Genomic DNA, 15,733 nt, shown 5'->3' on the forward strand with positions numbered 1-15,733 from the left:
ATTATAAAATATAGCAAAATCAATGGGATATAAAAAAGGTACTATGAAACCCCTGTCGTAAGCGTCTGGAATCCGCAAAGCCCAGCTTCCGTCCCTACTCTTTCGGCGGGATGGAATAGGTGGCGACCACATGCGCCACAGGCTCCGCGTCGCGCGAGAACAGCTCGGCCTCGCCCACCGCCAGCGTGCGCCCGATCTTCAGGAATCGGCATTCGGCGATCATGTCGTGCGGCTCCGGCCGGCGGAGGAAATTGATGGACAGGTTCGTCGTGACGGCGAGCTTCACGGGGCCGATGGCGCCGAGCAGCGCGACGTAGAGACCGACGTCGGCGAGCGCCATCATGGACGGGCCCGAGACCGTGCCGCCGGGACGCAGCCGCCGCTCGTCCACCAGCAGGCGCGCCCGGCAGGAGCCGTAGCCGACGGCTTCGAACACGAAGCCGCCATCCTCCGGAATTTGAGGGAACTCCGCCGCCAGGAACGCCGTCACGTCGTCGAGCGTCATGCGCGGAGTGAGATCGTGAGGCCTGCGTGGCATTTCCGTCATGGCAGCGTCCCGATTGTGCGGTCATAGTCCCGAATCGAAGGTGCCTGCCCGCATGTCGGGCGCGGGCGACCTCCGTCCGGGCGACACAGCCCTAGCGGGGTCCATGCGCAAGACCAAGGAGGCGAACGTCGTCTTCTGGAGGACTACATGCTTTCAGCTCCCTCGCGCCGCGCCCTGAGCGCCCTCGCCGTCGCTCTGCTCGCGGTCGCCGCGCCGGCGGCGTTGGCCACCTCCGCCGTCGCGCAGGACCAGGCCGCGCCCGCGCCGGACAGCGAGGCGAATCCCGCCGAGATCGAGGCGAAGCAGATCAAGCTGACGCCGGCGCTGGTGGAGGCCTTCCTCGCGGCCTGGCCGGAGTTCGAGACGCTGCGGGAGAAGCTGACGGCGGAGACGCCGGGCGCCAAGGCGCAGGAGAGCAACCCGAAGGACGCGCCGGAGAGCGACGAGGCCGAGGTCGGCGAAGCCGAGGACCCGGTCGGCGCCCTCGCCGTCTATCTCGACAAGCCTGAGGCCAAGGCCGAGATCGACGCAGTGCTGAAGAAGCACAATTTCGCGACCTATTCCGACTGGGCCGACACCGCGCAGTCCGTGCTGCTCGCCTTCGGCGCGAGCGATCCGGAAGGCGGCGAGACCGACCTCGCCTCCGAGAAGCGCAAGGTGCAGACCGAGATCGAGAACGACGGCGCGCTGTCCGACGAGGAGAAGCAGGCGGCGCTGAAGGACCTCGACGAGCAGTTCGCGGCGCTCGAGAGCTTCCAGCCGCTGCCGGGCAACGTCGACGTGGTGAAGCCCTACGTCGACAAGATCAAGGCGCTGTTCGGCGAAGACCAGAACTGAGCGACCGGCCGCGACGCCTTTCGATGTGACTTTGCGGATCCCGCAAGAGCGCGCGTGGGCGCCGCCGACGGCGGCGAGAGCGGCGGGCATCGGCGCAAGCCGGCTTTGCTTCCGCGCGCCGGCTCTCGTGCGGCCTCGCCCTGGAACCGCCTGTCCCGGAAGCCTAGATCGCTCGTCCTGAAGAGGAGCGATCATGACGAACACTGCCCTGGTGGTCGGCGCGAGCGGCGTCGTCGGCGCCGCGACGGCCGAGGTCCTGTCCGAGGCGGGTTGGCCGGTGCTGGGCCTCGCCCGACGCCCCGCCACGCAACCGGGCGTCACCGCTCTGGCGGGCGACCTTCTCGACCCGTCGTCGCTGCGTGAGGCGCTGGCCGGCGCCGCTCCCACCCATGTCTTCATCGCCACCTGGCTCCGCCAGGAGACCGAGGCGAAGAACATCCGCGTCAACGCCGCGATGGTGCGCAACCTGCTCGACGCTCTGCGTCCGTCGGGGTCGGTGCGCCACGTGGCGCTGGTCACGGGCCTGAAGCACTACCTCGGACCGTTCGAAAACTACGGCAAAGGGACGCTCCCGCAGACCCCGTTCCGCGAGGAGCAGGGGCGGCTCGACGTCGAGAACTTCTATTACGCGCAGGAGGACGAGGTCTTCGCCGCCGCCGCCCGCGACGGCTTCGCCTGGAGCGTCCACCGCCCGCACACGATCATCGGCAAGGCGGTCGGAAACGCCATGAACATGGGCACGACGCTCGCGGTCTACGCTTCGATCTGCAAGGCGACGGGGCGGCCGTTCCGGTTTCCCGGAAGCGAGACGCAATGGCGCAGCCTCACCGACATGACCGACGCGCGCCTGCTCGCCCGCCACATGCTGTGGGCGACCGAGACGCCCGCCGCCGCGAACCAGGACTTCAACGTCGTGAACGGCGACGTCTTCCGCTGGAGCTGGATGTGGGAGCGCATCGCGGCGTGGTTCGAGCTCGAAGCCGCGCCGTTCGACGGCGTGGTGCGGCCGCTGGAGGAACAGATGGCGGACGACGCGGCCGTCTGGCGGGACATCGCCGCGCTGCGCGGCCTCGCGGAGCCCGACCTCGGCCGGCTGGTCTCGCCTTGGCACACCGACGCCGACCTCGGCCGCCCCATCGAGGTCGTCACCGACATGTCGAAGAGCCGACGCATGGGCTTCTCGCTCTATCAGCCGACCGACGACGCGTTCTACGCGCTGTTCGAGCGGCTGCGCGGCGACCGGCTCATTCCGTAACGGAGTCAGGAGCACGGCCCGCCGTCACGGCGCGTCGCGCGGCCTGAATGCGTCGGCGCCGTCCAGCGGACAGGGGGCTGCGCGGCGCGCGCCGACGCCTTAAGTCTTGGGCATGACCCAGACCTCGCCCGACGCCATTCGCCAGATCCTCAGCTCCGTCCGCACCATCGCGGTGGTCGGGGCGAGCCCCAATCCCGCCCGCGACAGCCACATCGTGACCGCCTTCCTTCACGCGTGGGGCTACACGGTGTTCCCGGTCAATCCCGGCCACGCCGGCGGCCGGATCGCCGGCCTCCCCGTCTACGCCACGCTCGCCGACATTCCCGGACCGATCGACATGGTCGACGTGTTTCGCGCCTCCGAGCACGTGCCGGCGGTGCTGGAGGAGACGCTCGCGCTTCCCGACCGGCCCAGCGTGTTCTGGACCCAGCTCGGCGTCCGGGACGACGCCTCCGCGGAGCGCGCCGAAGCCGCCGGCCTGGCGGTTGTGATGGACCGCTGCCCCAAGATCGAGATCGCGGAGCTCGGCCTGCCGCGCCGGACGCCGGAGCCCGGTTGACGGGCGGACATTCTATCAGAATGATGGATTAACCTCCGCGTCGCTGAAATTGACGCGGAGTTGCAGCAATATTGCAGGGGAATTTCATGTCGGACGACGTTTCGGGAGCGAACGGCCCCGGCTTCGCGACGCTCGCGGTGCACGCCGGGGCGCAGCCCGATCCGGCCACCGGCGCCCGCGCCACCCCGATCTACCAGACCACCTCCTTCGTGTTCGACGACGTCGACCACGCCGGGGCGCTGTTCGGCCTGCAGGCGTTCGGCAACATCTACAGCCGCATCACCAACCCCACCAACGCGGTGCTGGAGGAGCGGATCGCCGCGCTCGAAGGCGGCACGGCCGCGCTCGCGGTCGCCTCCGGCCACGCGGCGCAGCTGCTCGTGTTCCACACCCTGCTCACCCCCGGCGACGAGTTCATCGCGGCGCGCCGGCTCTATGGCGGCTCGATCAACCAATTCGGCCATGCTTTCAAGAGCTTCGGCTGGAACGTGGTCTGGGCCGACGACGAGGATCCGGAGGCCTTCGCGCGCGCCGTGACCCCACGGACGAAGGCGATCTTCGTGGAATCGATCGCCAATCCCGGCGGCTCGATCACCGACCTCGAGGCGATTTCCCGGGTCGCCCGGGACGCCGGCGTTCCGCTGATCGTCGACAACACGCTCGCGACGCCGTACCTCGTCCGGCCGTTCGAGCACGGCGCCGACATCGTGGTGCACTCCGCCACCAAGTTCCTGGGCGGCCATGGCAATTCGATCGGCGGCCTGATCGTGGACGGCGGCTCGTTCGACTGGCTCGGCTCCGGGCGCTACCCGTTCCTCAGCGAGCCGCGCCCGGAATATGGCGGGCTGACGCTCGGCCGGAGCTTCGGCAACTTCGCCTTCGCGATCGCCGCCCGCGTCCTGTCGCTGCGCGATCTCGGCCCGGCGCTTGCGCCGTTCAACGCCTTCCTGCTGCTGACGGGAATCGAAACCCTGCCGCTCCGGATGCGCGCCCACAGCGACAACGCCCTCAAGGTCGCGACCTTTCTAGAGGGTCACGACAAGGTCGCCTGGGTGAGCTACGCCGGGCTCGCCTCCCACCCCCACCACGCGCTCGCGCAGAAATACGCGCCGCGGGGCGCCGGGGCGGTGCTCACCTTCGGCCTCAAGAGCGGCCACGAGGCGGGCGTCGCCCTGGTGTCGAACGTGAGGCTGCTGTCCCACCTCGCCAATGTCGGCGACACGCGCTCGCTGATCATCCATCCGGCCTCTACGACGCACCGTCAGCTCAGCGACGATCAGAAGATCGCGGCCGGAGCCGGCCCGGACGTCGTGCGCCTTTCGGTCGGAATCGAGGACGCCGACGACATCGTCGCCGACCTCGCGCAGGCGCTCGCGGTGGCCTGAGATCAGGCTGTCGCCCGGACTGCGCCAGGTAGGTCGGACGCGATCCCGGCGCGCTCCCGCGCCGCGCGTTCGTGCAGAAGCCCGGCGTTCATGACCGCAAGCCCGAGCACGACGACGGCGCCGAACTGGTGCGCGAGACCGGCCCAGAGCGGCACGACAAGCACCAGGGCCGCCACGCCGAGCGCCGCCTGCACGATCATGAGATGCGCCAGCGCGACCGCGCGCGACCGCACTCTTCGGCATAGGCCGGCGCGCGCCACGGCGACCGCATAGGCGATCGTCGCGGCGAGCAGCACATAGGCGCCGATCCGGTGGTTGAGCTGCACAAGCGCGACGTTGTCGACGAAATTCTCCCACCAGGGCGCGACCGCGAACAAGGTCGAAGCCGACGGCGCGAGGCCGCCGTCCATCAACGGCCAGGTGTTGAAGGTGAAGCCGGCGCGGGATCCGGCGACCAGGCCGCCCAGCAGGATCTGCACGAAGGACAGCCCGAGCACGGCGTAGGCGCCGGCGCGCAGCCGGCCCGGCGTCGGGGCGCCGTCGCGCCCGAACTGGCGCAGATGGACGAGAAACAGGACGATGCTGGCGAAGAAGATCAGCGCGAGCCCGAGATGCAGCGTCAGCTTGATCGGCGCGACCGCCGTCATCCCCGGCTGCAGGCCGGACGCCACCATGATCCAGCCTACCGCGCCCTGCATCCCGAGCAGCAGTCCCATCCCGAACAGGGTCACGCCCTCCTTCAGCGAGACGCGCCGCGTCACGGCAGCCAGAGCCAGACCGAGTGCGAACACGAGCCCGATCGCCCTGCCGAGCTGGCGATGGCCCCACTCCCACCAGTAGATGAACTGGAACTCTCCGAGCGACATGCCCTCGTTCAGGAGCTTGTACTGGGGGCTCGCACGGTACTTGTCGAACTCGACGGCCCAGGCCGCCTCGCCGATCGGCGGGATCGCGCCCGTCACCGGCCGCCATTCGGTGATCGATAAGCCGGAGCCTGTCAGCCGGGTCGCGCCGCCGACGACCACCATCAGCGCGACCATCAGCAGCGTGAGAATGAGCCAGCCGCGGACGAAACGGCGCGGACGATCGGCGAAGGGCTGGTCCGGCATGTAGGGCGGCTCCTCGGGCGTCCTGCGTCAAGACGGTCGCAGCTGTTGATCACGCGACGTCGGAGCGCTTTAAGTCCGAAACGGCGGCGCGGGCAAGGCGACGTCGCGCCCCAGCATGCACGGACGACCGCGAATGCCGCCTCGCATCAAAAAGTTGATTGGAACCGTGGCGCTGGTGATCGGCGTGTCGCTTTACGCGCTGATCGTGATGTTCGTCGGCCAGTTGAAGCTCGCCGGCGCGCATCCGGCCGCCCAGCTCGCCTTCTTCGCCTTCTTCGGCCTGATCTGGGTGATCCCGGCCGGCCTTCTTATCCGCTGGATGGAGCGTCCCGGCCGCTGAGAACGGTCATCGGCGGCGCAGCGCGCGGAGCCCGAGGAATGGCGTGCCGGAGAGCAACGCGTCGATCGCGGCTGGCGTCTGGAAATGCCCGTTCAGCGACACGCGCGGCAAGGCCGTCGCCGTCGCCGCGTGCGCCTTGGTCAGGTGCCCGGGCCGTGTCGTGACGGCGGTCGTGAAGCCGAGTTCGGCCGCGATCGCATAGTCGCGTGGCCCAGCCGCCGAACGATCGCCGACGGGATAGGCGAAATGCGAAGCCTCAAGTCCGAGCTCGCGCTGGATCGCGTCACGACCTTCCGCCATCTCCTCGCGCGCTTTCGCATCGTCGAGCTTGGCCAGGATCGGATGGCTCACGGTGTGCGCGCCGATGGCGACCAGCGGATGGCGTGAAACCGTCCTGAGCTCCTCCCAGCTCATGCAGAGCTCCCGGGCGAAGCTTAGCGGATCGACCTTCTGTTCGTCGCCGAGACGCCGGACCTCGTTCAGCAGCGTGTCGTAGGGACCGGAACGGAGTCGCCAGTAGATCGCGTTCCACGCCGCCTGCTTGGCCGCGTTTGAACCGGTGTCGAGCACGGCGTCGCCGCGGCCGAGATCGACATAGACGCGCCGCGCCCGGGAGATCGCCTCCTCGAGCGCGAGCCACCAGATCTCGCCCGTATGGCCCGCGAAGCGCGAGGTCACGTAAAGCGTCGCAGGCGCGCCATGGCGCTCGAGGATCGGCAGCGCATGGTCGCGGACGTCGCGATAGCCGTCGTCGAAGGCGAGGTGCAGGAACGGCCGGTAGGACACGCCCGTCGTCACACGGCGCCAGGCCTCGTCCAGCGAGACGAAGTCAAACCCAAGCGCGCGGGCGCGCGTGAGCGTCAGGTCCAGAAACTCCGGAGTGATCTCGAGCAATCGGTTCGGCGCGAAACCGTTTCCAGACCAAGGCCTTACATGGTGCAGCGTCAGCACCGCGCCGAGCCCTTGCGCCCGAGAACGGAGCGCGCGGTTCGCGCCCGAGCGATCCAAAGCCGCAAAAGTCGCGCGAATGAATGTCGTGCGAACCCCAGTCATGCCCACCCGATTCGATCGTCCCGCCGACGCGCAAATCTTGGCGAAACTGGTGAAGAAAATGTGTATCTGCGCATACGCCGATTAACTTAAATCCCGTCAGCCTGGTGAACGAAAAGAAAATATCCAGCCAAAAAAGTACCTCAATATTTAGAGAAGCCACTTCACCTGTCGTACAGACATTCATGTCTATACATGGCGGGAAGCTCCTGTCCGGAACCACCGCTCGCCATGAAGAAGCGCCTAGCAGCACGACTGGCCCGCCGTTTCCGCGCCGACCAAGGCGGCTCGACGGCGATCGAGTTCGCCCTGATCGCGCCGCCGCTTGTGCTTTTTACGGTTGGCATCGTCGAAGTCGGCATCATGGTCGCCGGCCAGCAGGCGCTCGAGGACGCCGTCTTCGTCGCCACCCGCACGGGCAAGACGGGCTACGTGTCGTCGGGCTCGACGCAGCAGGCGGACATCAACGCCGCGATCCGCAAGGCCGCGGGCGCTCTGCTCGACCCCGGCAAGATCGTCGTCACCAGCAAGGCCTACGAGGATTTCTCGAACGTCGGGCAGCCGGAGCCGTTCACGGACCTCAACAAGAACGGCGTGCGCGACGCGCTCGAGCCCTTCACCGACGTCAATGGCAACGGCGTCTACGACACCGACCAGGGCCGCACCGGCTCAGGAAGCTCCAGCGAAATCGTCGTGTTCACCGCGACTTATCCGTGGCCGCTGCACACGCCGCTGATCGCGCAGATCATGGGCAAGAACGGGACCTACGAGCTGAAGGCCAGCTCCGCCATCAAGAACGAGCCCTACTGATGCTTGCCCGCCGTATGCTCGATCGTCTCCGACAGCTTCGCGGGTCACAGTCAGGCCTCGCCGCCGTCGAGTTCGCGCTCGCCGCTCCGATGCTGACGATCCTGACGCTAGGGGGCCTCGACGTCGCGCGCTATGCGCTGACGGTCAACAAGGTCATGAAGGCCGGCTTCGCCGTCTCAGACGTGACCGCGCAGTACGACTCGCTGTCGAGCAAGCAGCTCGACCAGATTTTCAGGATCAGCGTGCAGAACCTGCCCGGCTATGTCTCCGGCGGCACGGGCGTCACGATCCTAAGCTCTGTCCAGCTCGACAGCGCCAGCAACCCAAAGGTGGTCTGGCAGTGTTTCTCGTCCACCGGAAGCGCTTGGACCAGCAAGATCGGAACAGCGGGCGGCACGGCGACGATGGACAAGACGCTACTGGCGGACAACAAGGACAACCTAATCTACTCAGAAATATACTACAAATTTACGCCTATGTTCGCAATTTTCTTCAACGGCGGTTTCGACATCTACTCCAAGGCGCTCTATCGGCCCCGGCTCGGCGCCCTCACCTCCAAGCCATGTTGACATCATGCGCGCTCCCCGCATCGCCTGCGGCGGTCTGATCCGCCGATTCAAGCGCTCCGACCGCGGCTCCGTCGCGCCGATCATCGGCCTTCTGGTGCTGGTGCTGATCGGTTGCATCGGCATCGGCATCGACACCGGCCGCTCCGTCGTCGTGCGGGCCCGCCTGGTCGACGCTCTCGATTCGGCCGGGCTTGCGGTCGCCGCGCGCATGAGCACGGCCGACTTTAACGCCGACGCGAAGAAATTCGTCGCGGCCAACTTCGCGACCAACTTCGCGGGAGCGACGGTGACGGACGTCACCGCGGTTCCAAACGCCGACAAGACCGTCATCTCCCTCACCGCCACGGCCACGATGCCGACGGCGTTCATGAAGCTGCTGCCCGGCGGAACCGACGTCGTGACCGTGAGGGCGACGTCGGAGGTGACGCGCGCCGCCGCCGGCCTCGAGCTGGTGATGGTTCTCGACAACACCGGCTCAATGGACAACAGCGGCAGCATGCCGAGTCTGAAGTCTGCCGCCAACGGTCTGCTCGATCAGGTCTTCGGCAGCGATACGGTGGCGAAGAACCTCTACGTCGGCCTCGTCCCGTTCTCGCACACCGTCAACATCGGCTCGACCCGGCTCGCGTGGACCGACGCCGCCGCCGGCTACCCCGCATCCTGGAAGGGCTGCGTGATGGCGCGCGGCGACGGCCTCGATACGACCGACGACCCGCCGATCCTGACGGACAAGAAGAAGCTCTTCAAAGCCTATAACTATCCCTATACCGGGGGCGGTGGTTGGCTAGATCAGTACTTTTATCAAGCCTACGGCGGCGGGAACCGCTTTTGCCCTCAGGCCGTAACGCCGATGACAAACGTCAAGAGCAAGGTGAGCAGCGCTATCAACTCGCTGACCGCGGACGGCAATACGCACATCAATCTCGGCGCGGTCTGGGGCTGGCGGATGCTGTCGCCGCGGTGGCGGGGATACTGGGACGGCGACATGCTGCTCAACAGTCTGCCCCTCGACTACGGCACGAAGCGGATGAGCAAGGCGGTCGTGCTCATGACCGATGGTGAGAACGTCATGAACAGCTCGACCTACACGGCCTACGGCTGGCTCTCGCAGGGCAACATCGGCGGCAAGACCACCTCCAACGCCGCCGTAACCGAACTCAACGCGCGGTTGACCAGCGTTTGCGGAAAAATGAAAGAGCAGGGAATCGTTATCTATACGGTCGCATTCGACAATCCAGACGCTACGACCAAAGCCCTACTGCAGGGCTGTGCGACAAGCACGTCCTACTATTTCGACTCGACCAGCCAGGCTCAGCTCATCAGGGACTTCAAGACCATCGGCGACTCGCTCTCGAACCTGCGGGTGAGCCGTTAAGAACGGTCGTGCAAGTCTGCGGGCCGGCAGGCCATCGTCGACGGGGCTGGGAATGACCACGCGATCCTTCAGCAACAAGACGGCCTTCGCCGCCGGGACGGAAACGCCCGCAGCGACGCCCGCCTTCGCCACGGTCGAGGTTCACCGCTCGATCGAGGCTGTCGAAGACGAGTGGCGCGCCCTGCTCGGGGGCGGCGTTGCGACGCCGTACCAGACGCCGGACTTTCTCGGCGCATGGTCGGCGAACGCCGGCAAGCTCGAAGGCGTAGCGCCGCTCATCGTTGTGGCGCGGGATGCGGACGCCCGGCCGACGGCCCTGCTGCCGCTCGGCGTGAAGCGCCGGTTCGGCCTTCAGGTCGCTTCGTTTCTCGGCGGCACCCACGTCAACTACAACATGCCGGTGTTCCGCGCCGGACGGCTCGGCCTGTTCACGCCGGCCGAAACGCGCCGGCTGATGCGGCTCGCCGCCGAGAAGGGCGGAGTGGACGTCTTCGCGCTGGCGAACCAACCGCGAAGCTGGCGCGGGCAGCCGAACCCGTTGACCGCCCTGCCCGATCAACCCTCCCCCGATTTCGCCTACAGCGGCCGGCTGGCGCCCTCGATCGAGGAGCACCTCCAGCGCCACACCTCGGCCAAGACGCGCTCGGCCCAGCGACGCAAGCTGCGCCGCTTCGAAGAGCATGGCCCGGTGCGCATCTTCCGCGCCGACAGCGAGCATGACCGCGCCCGCGTGCTCGACGCCTATTTCCGGCAAAAGGCCCAGCGTCTCGCGGCGCGCGGCATCGACAACGTGTTTGCCGAGCCCGGAGTCGAAGCTTTCATCCGCGCCGCGGCCGGGCTCGATGGTTCGCGCCAGGCGATCGACCTCTACGGCTTCGATGTCGGCGGCGAGATCGCGGCGACTTTCGGCGTGATCGCCGACAGCCGGCGCATGTGCGGAATGTTCAACTCGATCACGAGCTGCGACCTCGCCCGCTACAGCCCCGGCGAACTGCTGCTGAACTTCATGGTCGAGGACGCCATCGGCCGCGGCCTGCAGGAGTTCGACCTCGGCGTGGGGGCCGCGCCCTACAAGGCACTGCACTGTCCCGACGTGGACCCGCTGTTCGACAGCGTGTTCGGCGTCAGCGCGGCTGGTCGGCTCGCGGCGGCGGCAATCGGCGGCAAGCGCGCCCTGAAGGCGTGGGTGAAGAGCTCCCCGCGCGCCTACGCTCTGGCGACGCGGCTGCGCCGGCTTCGCGCCCGCACCGTCGAAACCTCGCCGGACGCGTCCTGAACACGAGGCGGCTCCCATGCCGAGCGCGCACCGCTCCCTGCTCACGCAGCCCGGCCTCTACGCGGAGGCCGCGACGCCTCGTCCAAAGGGCAAGGTCACGCCGATGACATCCGCGCCGCTTCGCATCGTGCACATCGTGCGTTCCCCTTTCGGCGGGATCGGTCGCCACATCTTCGACCTTGCCGCCGCCCAGGCGGAGGCGGGCCACGAGGTCGGCTTCGTCTGCGACTCGCTCACACTGACGCCGTTCGAGAGCGCGCGCATCGAGGCGGTGAAGCCCCATCTCGCGCTCGGGGCGATGACCCTGCCGATCGCGCGCCAGATCGCTCTGTCGGATATCCGCGCTCTGCGCGCCGTGCACGCCCTGCTCGGACCGATCGCGCCGGACGTCATCCACACCCACGGCGCGAAGGGCGGCGCCTTCGGGCGTCTCGTCGGCGCATGGAGCGGGCGGTCGCGCCCGATCGCCAAGATTTACGCGCCCCACGGCGGCAGCCTGCATTACGATCCCGTCTCGCTCGAGGGCCGGTTCTATTTCGGGCTGGAGCGCGCGCTGGAGCGCGCGACCGACGCGCTGGTGCATGTCAGCGAGTTCGAGCGGCTCGCCTATGTCGACAAGATCGGCGCGCCGCGCTGCCCGGCCGCGGTCATCCGCAACGGCCTCGCCCCGCACGAGTTCGAACCCGTCGATCCCGCCCCAGACGCGACCGACATCCTTTATCTCGGCATGCTGCGCGACCTGAAGGGCGTCGACGTGCTGCTCGACGCCCTGACGACGCTGAACGCCGGGGATCGGCGCGTCACCGCGACGATCGTCGGCGACGGTCCGGACGAGACGCGCTACCGCGCGATCGTCGCCGAGCGCGGGCTTGGCGACGCCGTCCGGTTCCGGCCCTCGACGCCGGCGCGCGAAGCCTTCACGCTCGGGCGGTTGATCGTGGTGCCGTCGCGCGCCGAATCCCTGCCTTACGTGGTGCTGGAGGCGATCGCGGCCGGCCTGCCGATCATCGCGACCGATGTCGGCGGCATACCGGAGATCTTCGGCCCCCACGCCGACGCCCTGATTCCGGCCGGCGCTCCCGAGGCGCTCGCCGCCGCCATCGGCGACCGCCTCGCTGATGAAGCTGCGGCCCGATCGCGCGCGGCCGCGCTGAAGCGCCACATCTCGGGCGAGTTCTCGCGCCAGGCCATGGCAGCGGGCGTTGAAACTGTTTACCGCAAAGCGATCGAGGCGGCGGCGCGGAAGGCTTAGCGAAGCCGTCGTAAACACTTATTGTCACCTCGCCGGCATAGTCTCTACCGCTCGACCGAGGGACGACACGTGACTGGTTCGATCATGCCCATGACGGACACAGGCGAACCGCAGCAGCGGGACACGCCGCGGCAGGCCCGGCTTAACGATCAGGCCCGCGAGATCGCCGAACGTTTCCGCCAGGCGTCGATCTCGCAGGTGGTGCTCGTCGGCGGGGTGCGTCTTGTGGATGTCGCGACCATCGTGGCCGCGGCGCTGATCGCCCATCTCATCACCTTCCACGGCGAGCAGTCGTTCGGCTGGACCTACATGGTCGCGGTCGGATCCGCCGTGGCGCTCGCGCTGATCTTCGCGCAGGCGGCGGACGCCTATCACGTGGTCGCCTTCCGCGCCTTCGGCAGCCAGTTTGGCCGCATGCTGGGCTCGTGGACCCTGGTGTTCGCGGGCTTCGCGGTCGCCGGCAGCTTCCTCGACTTCGGCGGCGCCGTCGACCGGCGCTGGATCGGACTCTGGTTCGTGCTCGGCGCCGGCGGCTTCGTCGCGTCGCGCGCCGTGCTCGCGGTGCTGGTGCGGCGCTGGACGGCCGACGGCCGCATCGGCCGCAAGGCGGTGATCGTCGGCGGCGGCGAGCCGGCCGCGGACCTGATCCGCGCGCTTGAGTCGACGCCCGGAAACGACGTCCACATCTGCGGGGTGTTCGACGATCGCTCCAACGACCGCTCGCCGGCGGTCGTGGCCGGCTACCCAAAGCTTGGCACCATCGCGGAGCTCGTGGAGTTCGGCCGGCTCGCGCGCATCGACCTGCTGATCGTGACGATCCCGGTCTCGGCCGCCGGCCGCGTGCGCGAAATCCTGAAGACGCTGTGGGTTCTGCCGGTCGACATCCGCCTCTCGGCGCACACCGACAAGCTCCGCTTCCGTCCACGCGCCTATTCCTATGTCGGCTCGATCCCGATGGTGGAGCTCGCCGAGAAGCCGATTGCGAACTGGGACTTCGTGGTCAAGCGCGCTTTCGACCTCATCGTCGGGACGGTCGCGCTCGTGGCCCTGTCGCCGCTGATGATCGCGACCGCGATCGCCATCAAGCTCGACACGCCTGGCCCCGTGTTCTTCCGGCAGAAGCGCTACGGCTTCAACAACGAGGTCATCGACGTCTTCAAGTTCCGCTCCATGCGTCACGACATGGCGGACCCTGACGCGAAGGTCGTCGTGACCAAGGGCGACCCGCGGGTGACGCGCGTCGGCCGGATCATCCGCAAGTCGTCGATCGACGAGCTGCCGCAGCTCTTCAACGTGCTGAAGGGCGAGCTGTCGCTCGTCGGCCCAAGGCCGCACGCCGTCAACGCGCACACGTCGCAGACGCTGTGGAACGACGTCGTCGACGGCTACTTCGCGCGCCACAAGGTCAAGCCCGGCGTCACCGGCTGGGCGCAGATCAACGGCTGGCGGGGCGAGGTCGACACCAACGACAAGCTGAAGCGGCGCGTCGACCACGACCTCTACTACATCGAGAACTGGTCGATCCTGTTCGACATCCTGATCCTCCTGAAGACGCCGTTCGCGCTGACGAAGAGCGAGAACGCCTATTGAGCGCGGCCGGCGGATACGGCGAGGCCGCCCCCCGCCGCCGCTTCGTCGTTCGCGCCGAAACGCTGCGCGAGGGTCTGGTCGCGCTCGCGGTCGTGTCGGGCTTCTTCGTCATGTACGAGCCCGCGCCCTACGACCTGCTGTTCATCGTCGCGATCGGGCTGTTCGTCGCTACCGGGCTGCGGCTGCCGCGCATGCTGCTGCCGTTCCTGCTGCTGGTGATCCTATACCAGCTCGGCGCGGTGCTCACGCTGACGCTGGTGCTCGACCGCGCCAACACGATGAAGTGGACCGTCGTCGGCGTCTTCCTGGCCGCGACGGGCGTGTTTTATTCGTTGTTCCTCGCCGAGCGCACCGAGGTCCGGGCGCGCCTGATCGCCAACGCCTGGGTGATCGCCGGCGCCTGCGGCGGCGCGCTCGCGATCGTCGGCTACTTCCACCTCGCGCCGGGCTCCGACAAACTGCTGATCTTCGGGCGCGCCAAGGCGACCTTCAAGGATCCGAACGTCTTCGCGCCGTACCTGATCTTCCCGGCGCTGATCCTGATCCAGCGGCTCTACGCCACCGACCACCTCAAGCGCGCCGCCATCACGCTCGTGCCGCTCGGCCTGATCATGAGCGGCATCTTCCTCAGCTTCTCACGCGGCTCCTGGGGGCACCTAATCGCCTCCGCGGCCCTGATGACGGGCCTGACCATCCTGGCCTCGCCGACGCCCGCGCGGCGCGCCCGCATCCTGCTGATCTGCGGGGCGGCCGCTCTCGGCGCGGCGCTGCTGATCGCCGTGCTGCTCAGCATGCCGTCGGTGTCGAGCCTGTTCGCCGAACGCGCCAGCCTCGAGCAGAACTACGACGTCGGCCGCTACGGCCGCTTCGCGCGCCACATCGCCGGCGCGCAGCTCGCCTTCGACAAGCCGTTCGGCATCGGCATCTATCAGTTCGCCAAGATCTTCGGCGCCGACGTTCACAACACCTATCTCAACGCGTTCATGTCTTACGGCTGGCTCGGCGGACTGGCGCTGCCGACGCTGGTGATCCTCACCTTTGTCTACGGGGTCCGCTACGTGCTGGCGCCCTCGCCCTGGCGGCCGATCTTCATCTGCGCCTTCTCCACCTGGACAGTGCTGATGATGGAGGCGTGGGTCATCGACGTGGACCACTGGCGCCACCAATGGGCTCTGCTCGGCATGTGCTGGGGCTTCATCGTCGCCACCGCCAAGCACGAGCAGGCGAAGATGGTCCGGGCCGAGGCGCCTGTGCGACGCCTCGTCGGCTGACGCCCCCAGGGTTGAAGCGGCAGATTGACGAAGCGATGCTCCCGAACGGCGCGCTCCGGCGCGCCTCCTCCCCGCCGACAACGAGTCGCCCCCTGTCCGATCGCCCGCTCAAGATCGTTCTGATCGACGCCAGCCCGGTCCGGGCCGCGATCCTGGAGGACGGTCTTCGTGAGGCCGGCCACGTCAACATCATGCGCATCGGCGATCACGCCAACCTGCTGGAGCGCATCTACGCCATCGATCCCGACGTCATCCTGATCGATCTCGAAAATCCGAGCCGCGACGTGCTGGAGCAGATGTTCCAGATGAGCCGCGCGGTCCGTCGGCCGGTCGGAATGTTCGTCGACCAGACCGATTCGGCCTCGATCGAGGCCTCCGTAGACGCCGGCGTTTCGGCCTATGTCGTCGACGGGCTGCGCAAGGAGCGCGTCAAGCCGATCCTCGACATGACCATCAGCCGCTTCAACGCCTTCACGCGGCTGCGCACCGAGCTCGAGCAGGCCAAGAA

At 67.8% G+C, this 15,733-nt stretch carries 16 protein-coding genes; 13 read left to right on the forward strand and 3 right to left on the reverse strand.

All coding sequences use genetic code 11. The annotated features are described in order from the left end of the window. Positions 1 to 94: 94 nt before the first annotated feature. Positions 95 to 547, reverse strand: a complete 453-nt coding sequence (locus ACFSCV_RS02055; protein ID WP_378796508.1) for a PaaI family thioesterase — start codon at positions 545 to 547, stop codon at positions 95 to 97. Between the two features lie 147 nt (positions 548 to 694). Here ACFSCV_RS02055 and ACFSCV_RS02060 point away from each other — a divergent pair, with 147 nt between their 5' ends. From ACFSCV_RS02060 to ACFSCV_RS02075, 4 genes are all read left to right on the forward strand, one after another. Then, positions 695 to 1,384, forward strand: coding sequence for a hypothetical protein (locus tag ACFSCV_RS02060; protein ID WP_378796510.1), 690 nt, complete (start codon positions 695 to 697; stop codon positions 1,382 to 1,384). A 193-nt stretch (positions 1,385 to 1,577) separates the two neighbouring features. Further along, complete coding sequence (locus ACFSCV_RS02065; protein ID WP_378796512.1) at positions 1,578 to 2,639, forward strand: SDR family oxidoreductase; 1,062 nt, start codon at positions 1,578 to 1,580, stop codon at positions 2,637 to 2,639. Between the two features lie 112 nt (positions 2,640 to 2,751). Continuing rightward, positions 2,752 to 3,198, forward strand: a complete 447-nt coding sequence (locus ACFSCV_RS02070) for a CoA-binding protein (protein ID WP_378796514.1) — start codon at positions 2,752 to 2,754, stop codon at positions 3,196 to 3,198. Positions 3,199 to 3,284: 86 nt separating this feature from the next. Continuing rightward, complete coding sequence (locus tag ACFSCV_RS02075) at positions 3,285 to 4,583, forward strand: O-acetylhomoserine aminocarboxypropyltransferase (protein WP_378796516.1); 1,299 nt, start codon at positions 3,285 to 3,287, stop codon at positions 4,581 to 4,583. Between the two features lie 2 nt (positions 4,584 to 4,585). Here the strand turns inward: ACFSCV_RS02075 and ACFSCV_RS02080 are convergent, their stop codons facing one another. Continuing rightward, the gene (locus ACFSCV_RS02080; RefSeq protein WP_378796518.1) at positions 4,586 to 5,692 is read right to left on the reverse strand and encodes a COX15/CtaA family protein; all 1,107 of its coding nucleotides are present in this window, start codon (positions 5,690 to 5,692) and stop codon (positions 4,586 to 4,588) included. 133 nt (positions 5,693 to 5,825) lie between these two features. Here ACFSCV_RS02080 and ACFSCV_RS02085 point away from each other — a divergent pair, with 133 nt between their 5' ends. After that, positions 5,826 to 6,032, forward strand: coding sequence for a DUF2842 domain-containing protein (locus ACFSCV_RS02085; RefSeq protein WP_271201506.1), 207 nt, complete (start codon positions 5,826 to 5,828; stop codon positions 6,030 to 6,032). Positions 6,033 to 6,038: 6 nt separating this feature from the next. Here ACFSCV_RS02085 and ACFSCV_RS02090 read toward each other — a convergent pair whose 3' ends face one another. Then, a complete protein-coding gene (locus ACFSCV_RS02090; RefSeq protein ID WP_378796520.1) occupies positions 6,039 to 7,085 on the reverse strand; it encodes a polysaccharide deacetylase family protein in 1,047 nt (348 codons plus the stop codon). 228 nt (positions 7,086 to 7,313) lie between these two features. Between ACFSCV_RS02090 and ACFSCV_RS02095 the strand changes: the two genes are divergently transcribed. The 8 genes from ACFSCV_RS02095 to ACFSCV_RS02130 form a co-directional block, all read left to right on the forward strand. Then, the gene (locus ACFSCV_RS02095) at positions 7,314 to 7,892 is read left to right on the forward strand and encodes a TadE/TadG family type IV pilus assembly protein (RefSeq protein ID WP_378796522.1); all 579 of its coding nucleotides are present in this window, start codon (positions 7,314 to 7,316) and stop codon (positions 7,890 to 7,892) included. After that, positions 7,892 to 8,461, forward strand: coding sequence for a TadE/TadG family type IV pilus assembly protein (locus ACFSCV_RS02100; RefSeq protein ID WP_378796524.1), 570 nt, complete (start codon positions 7,892 to 7,894; stop codon positions 8,459 to 8,461). The genes ACFSCV_RS02095 and ACFSCV_RS02100 overlap by 1 nt, the downstream gene beginning before the upstream one ends. Before the next feature lie 4 nt (positions 8,462 to 8,465). Further along, positions 8,466 to 9,836, forward strand: a complete 1,371-nt coding sequence (locus ACFSCV_RS02105; RefSeq protein ID WP_378796526.1) for a pilus assembly protein TadG-related protein — start codon at positions 8,466 to 8,468, stop codon at positions 9,834 to 9,836. Positions 9,837 to 9,888: 52 nt separating this feature from the next. Beyond that, positions 9,889 to 11,112, forward strand: a complete 1,224-nt coding sequence (locus ACFSCV_RS02110) for a GNAT family N-acetyltransferase (protein WP_378796528.1) — start codon at positions 9,889 to 9,891, stop codon at positions 11,110 to 11,112. 16 nt (positions 11,113 to 11,128) lie between these two features. Further along, positions 11,129 to 12,364, forward strand: coding sequence for a glycosyltransferase family 4 protein (locus ACFSCV_RS02115; protein WP_378796529.1), 1,236 nt, complete (start codon positions 11,129 to 11,131; stop codon positions 12,362 to 12,364). A gap of 90 nt (positions 12,365 to 12,454) precedes the next feature. Next, on the forward strand, positions 12,455 to 13,954 hold the full coding sequence (locus tag ACFSCV_RS02120) for an undecaprenyl-phosphate glucose phosphotransferase (RefSeq protein WP_378796531.1): 1,500 nt from the start codon (positions 12,455 to 12,457) through the stop codon (positions 13,952 to 13,954). Continuing rightward, positions 13,951 to 15,225 (forward strand): O-antigen ligase family protein, encoded by a 1,275-nt coding sequence (locus tag ACFSCV_RS02125; RefSeq protein ID WP_378796533.1) that lies wholly within the window; start codon positions 13,951 to 13,953, stop codon positions 15,223 to 15,225. The genes ACFSCV_RS02120 and ACFSCV_RS02125 overlap by 4 nt, the downstream gene beginning before the upstream one ends. Before the next feature lie 92 nt (positions 15,226 to 15,317). After that, a partial coding sequence (locus ACFSCV_RS02130) for an ANTAR domain-containing response regulator (protein ID WP_378796743.1) occupies positions 15,318 to 15,733 on the forward strand: 416 nt, incomplete at its 3' end.

This window comes from Methylopila henanensis, assembly GCF_042681025.1.
Classification (GTDB): Bacteria; Pseudomonadota; Alphaproteobacteria; order Rhizobiales; family Methylopilaceae; genus Methylopila; species Methylopila henanensis.

What these genes read in the sequence shown, in the direction of transcription:
- ACFSCV_RS02055 (WP_378796508.1), bottom strand. Translation starts at nt 547, where the DNA reads ATGACGGAAATGCCACGCAGGCCTCACGATCTCACTCCGCGCATGACG.
- ACFSCV_RS02060 (WP_378796510.1), top strand. Translation starts at nt 695, where the DNA reads ATGCTTTCAGCTCCCTCGCGCCGCGCCCTGAGCGCCCTCGCCGTCGCT.
- ACFSCV_RS02065 (WP_378796512.1), top strand. Translation starts at nt 1,578, where the DNA reads ATGACGAACACTGCCCTGGTGGTCGGCGCGAGCGGCGTCGTCGGCGCC.
- ACFSCV_RS02070 (WP_378796514.1), top strand. Translation starts at nt 2,752, where the DNA reads ATGACCCAGACCTCGCCCGACGCCATTCGCCAGATCCTCAGCTCCGTC.
- ACFSCV_RS02075 (WP_378796516.1), top strand. Translation starts at nt 3,285, where the DNA reads ATGTCGGACGACGTTTCGGGAGCGAACGGCCCCGGCTTCGCGACGCTC.
- ACFSCV_RS02080 (WP_378796518.1), bottom strand. Translation starts at nt 5,692, where the DNA reads ATGCCGGACCAGCCCTTCGCCGATCGTCCGCGCCGTTTCGTCCGCGGC.
- ACFSCV_RS02085 (WP_271201506.1), top strand. Translation starts at nt 5,826, where the DNA reads ATGCCGCCTCGCATCAAAAAGTTGATTGGAACCGTGGCGCTGGTGATC.
- ACFSCV_RS02090 (WP_378796520.1), bottom strand. Translation starts at nt 7,085, where the DNA reads ATGACTGGGGTTCGCACGACATTCATTCGCGCGACTTTTGCGGCTTTG.
- ACFSCV_RS02095 (WP_378796522.1), top strand. Translation starts at nt 7,314, where the DNA reads ATGAAGAAGCGCCTAGCAGCACGACTGGCCCGCCGTTTCCGCGCCGAC.
- ACFSCV_RS02100 (WP_378796524.1), top strand. Translation starts at nt 7,892, where the DNA reads ATGCTTGCCCGCCGTATGCTCGATCGTCTCCGACAGCTTCGCGGGTCA.
- ACFSCV_RS02105 (WP_378796526.1), top strand. Translation starts at nt 8,466, where the DNA reads ATGCGCGCTCCCCGCATCGCCTGCGGCGGTCTGATCCGCCGATTCAAG.
- ACFSCV_RS02110 (WP_378796528.1), top strand. Translation starts at nt 9,889, where the DNA reads ATGACCACGCGATCCTTCAGCAACAAGACGGCCTTCGCCGCCGGGACG.
- ACFSCV_RS02115 (WP_378796529.1), top strand. Translation starts at nt 11,129, where the DNA reads ATGCCGAGCGCGCACCGCTCCCTGCTCACGCAGCCCGGCCTCTACGCG.
- ACFSCV_RS02120 (WP_378796531.1), top strand. Translation starts at nt 12,455, where the DNA reads ATGACGGACACAGGCGAACCGCAGCAGCGGGACACGCCGCGGCAGGCC.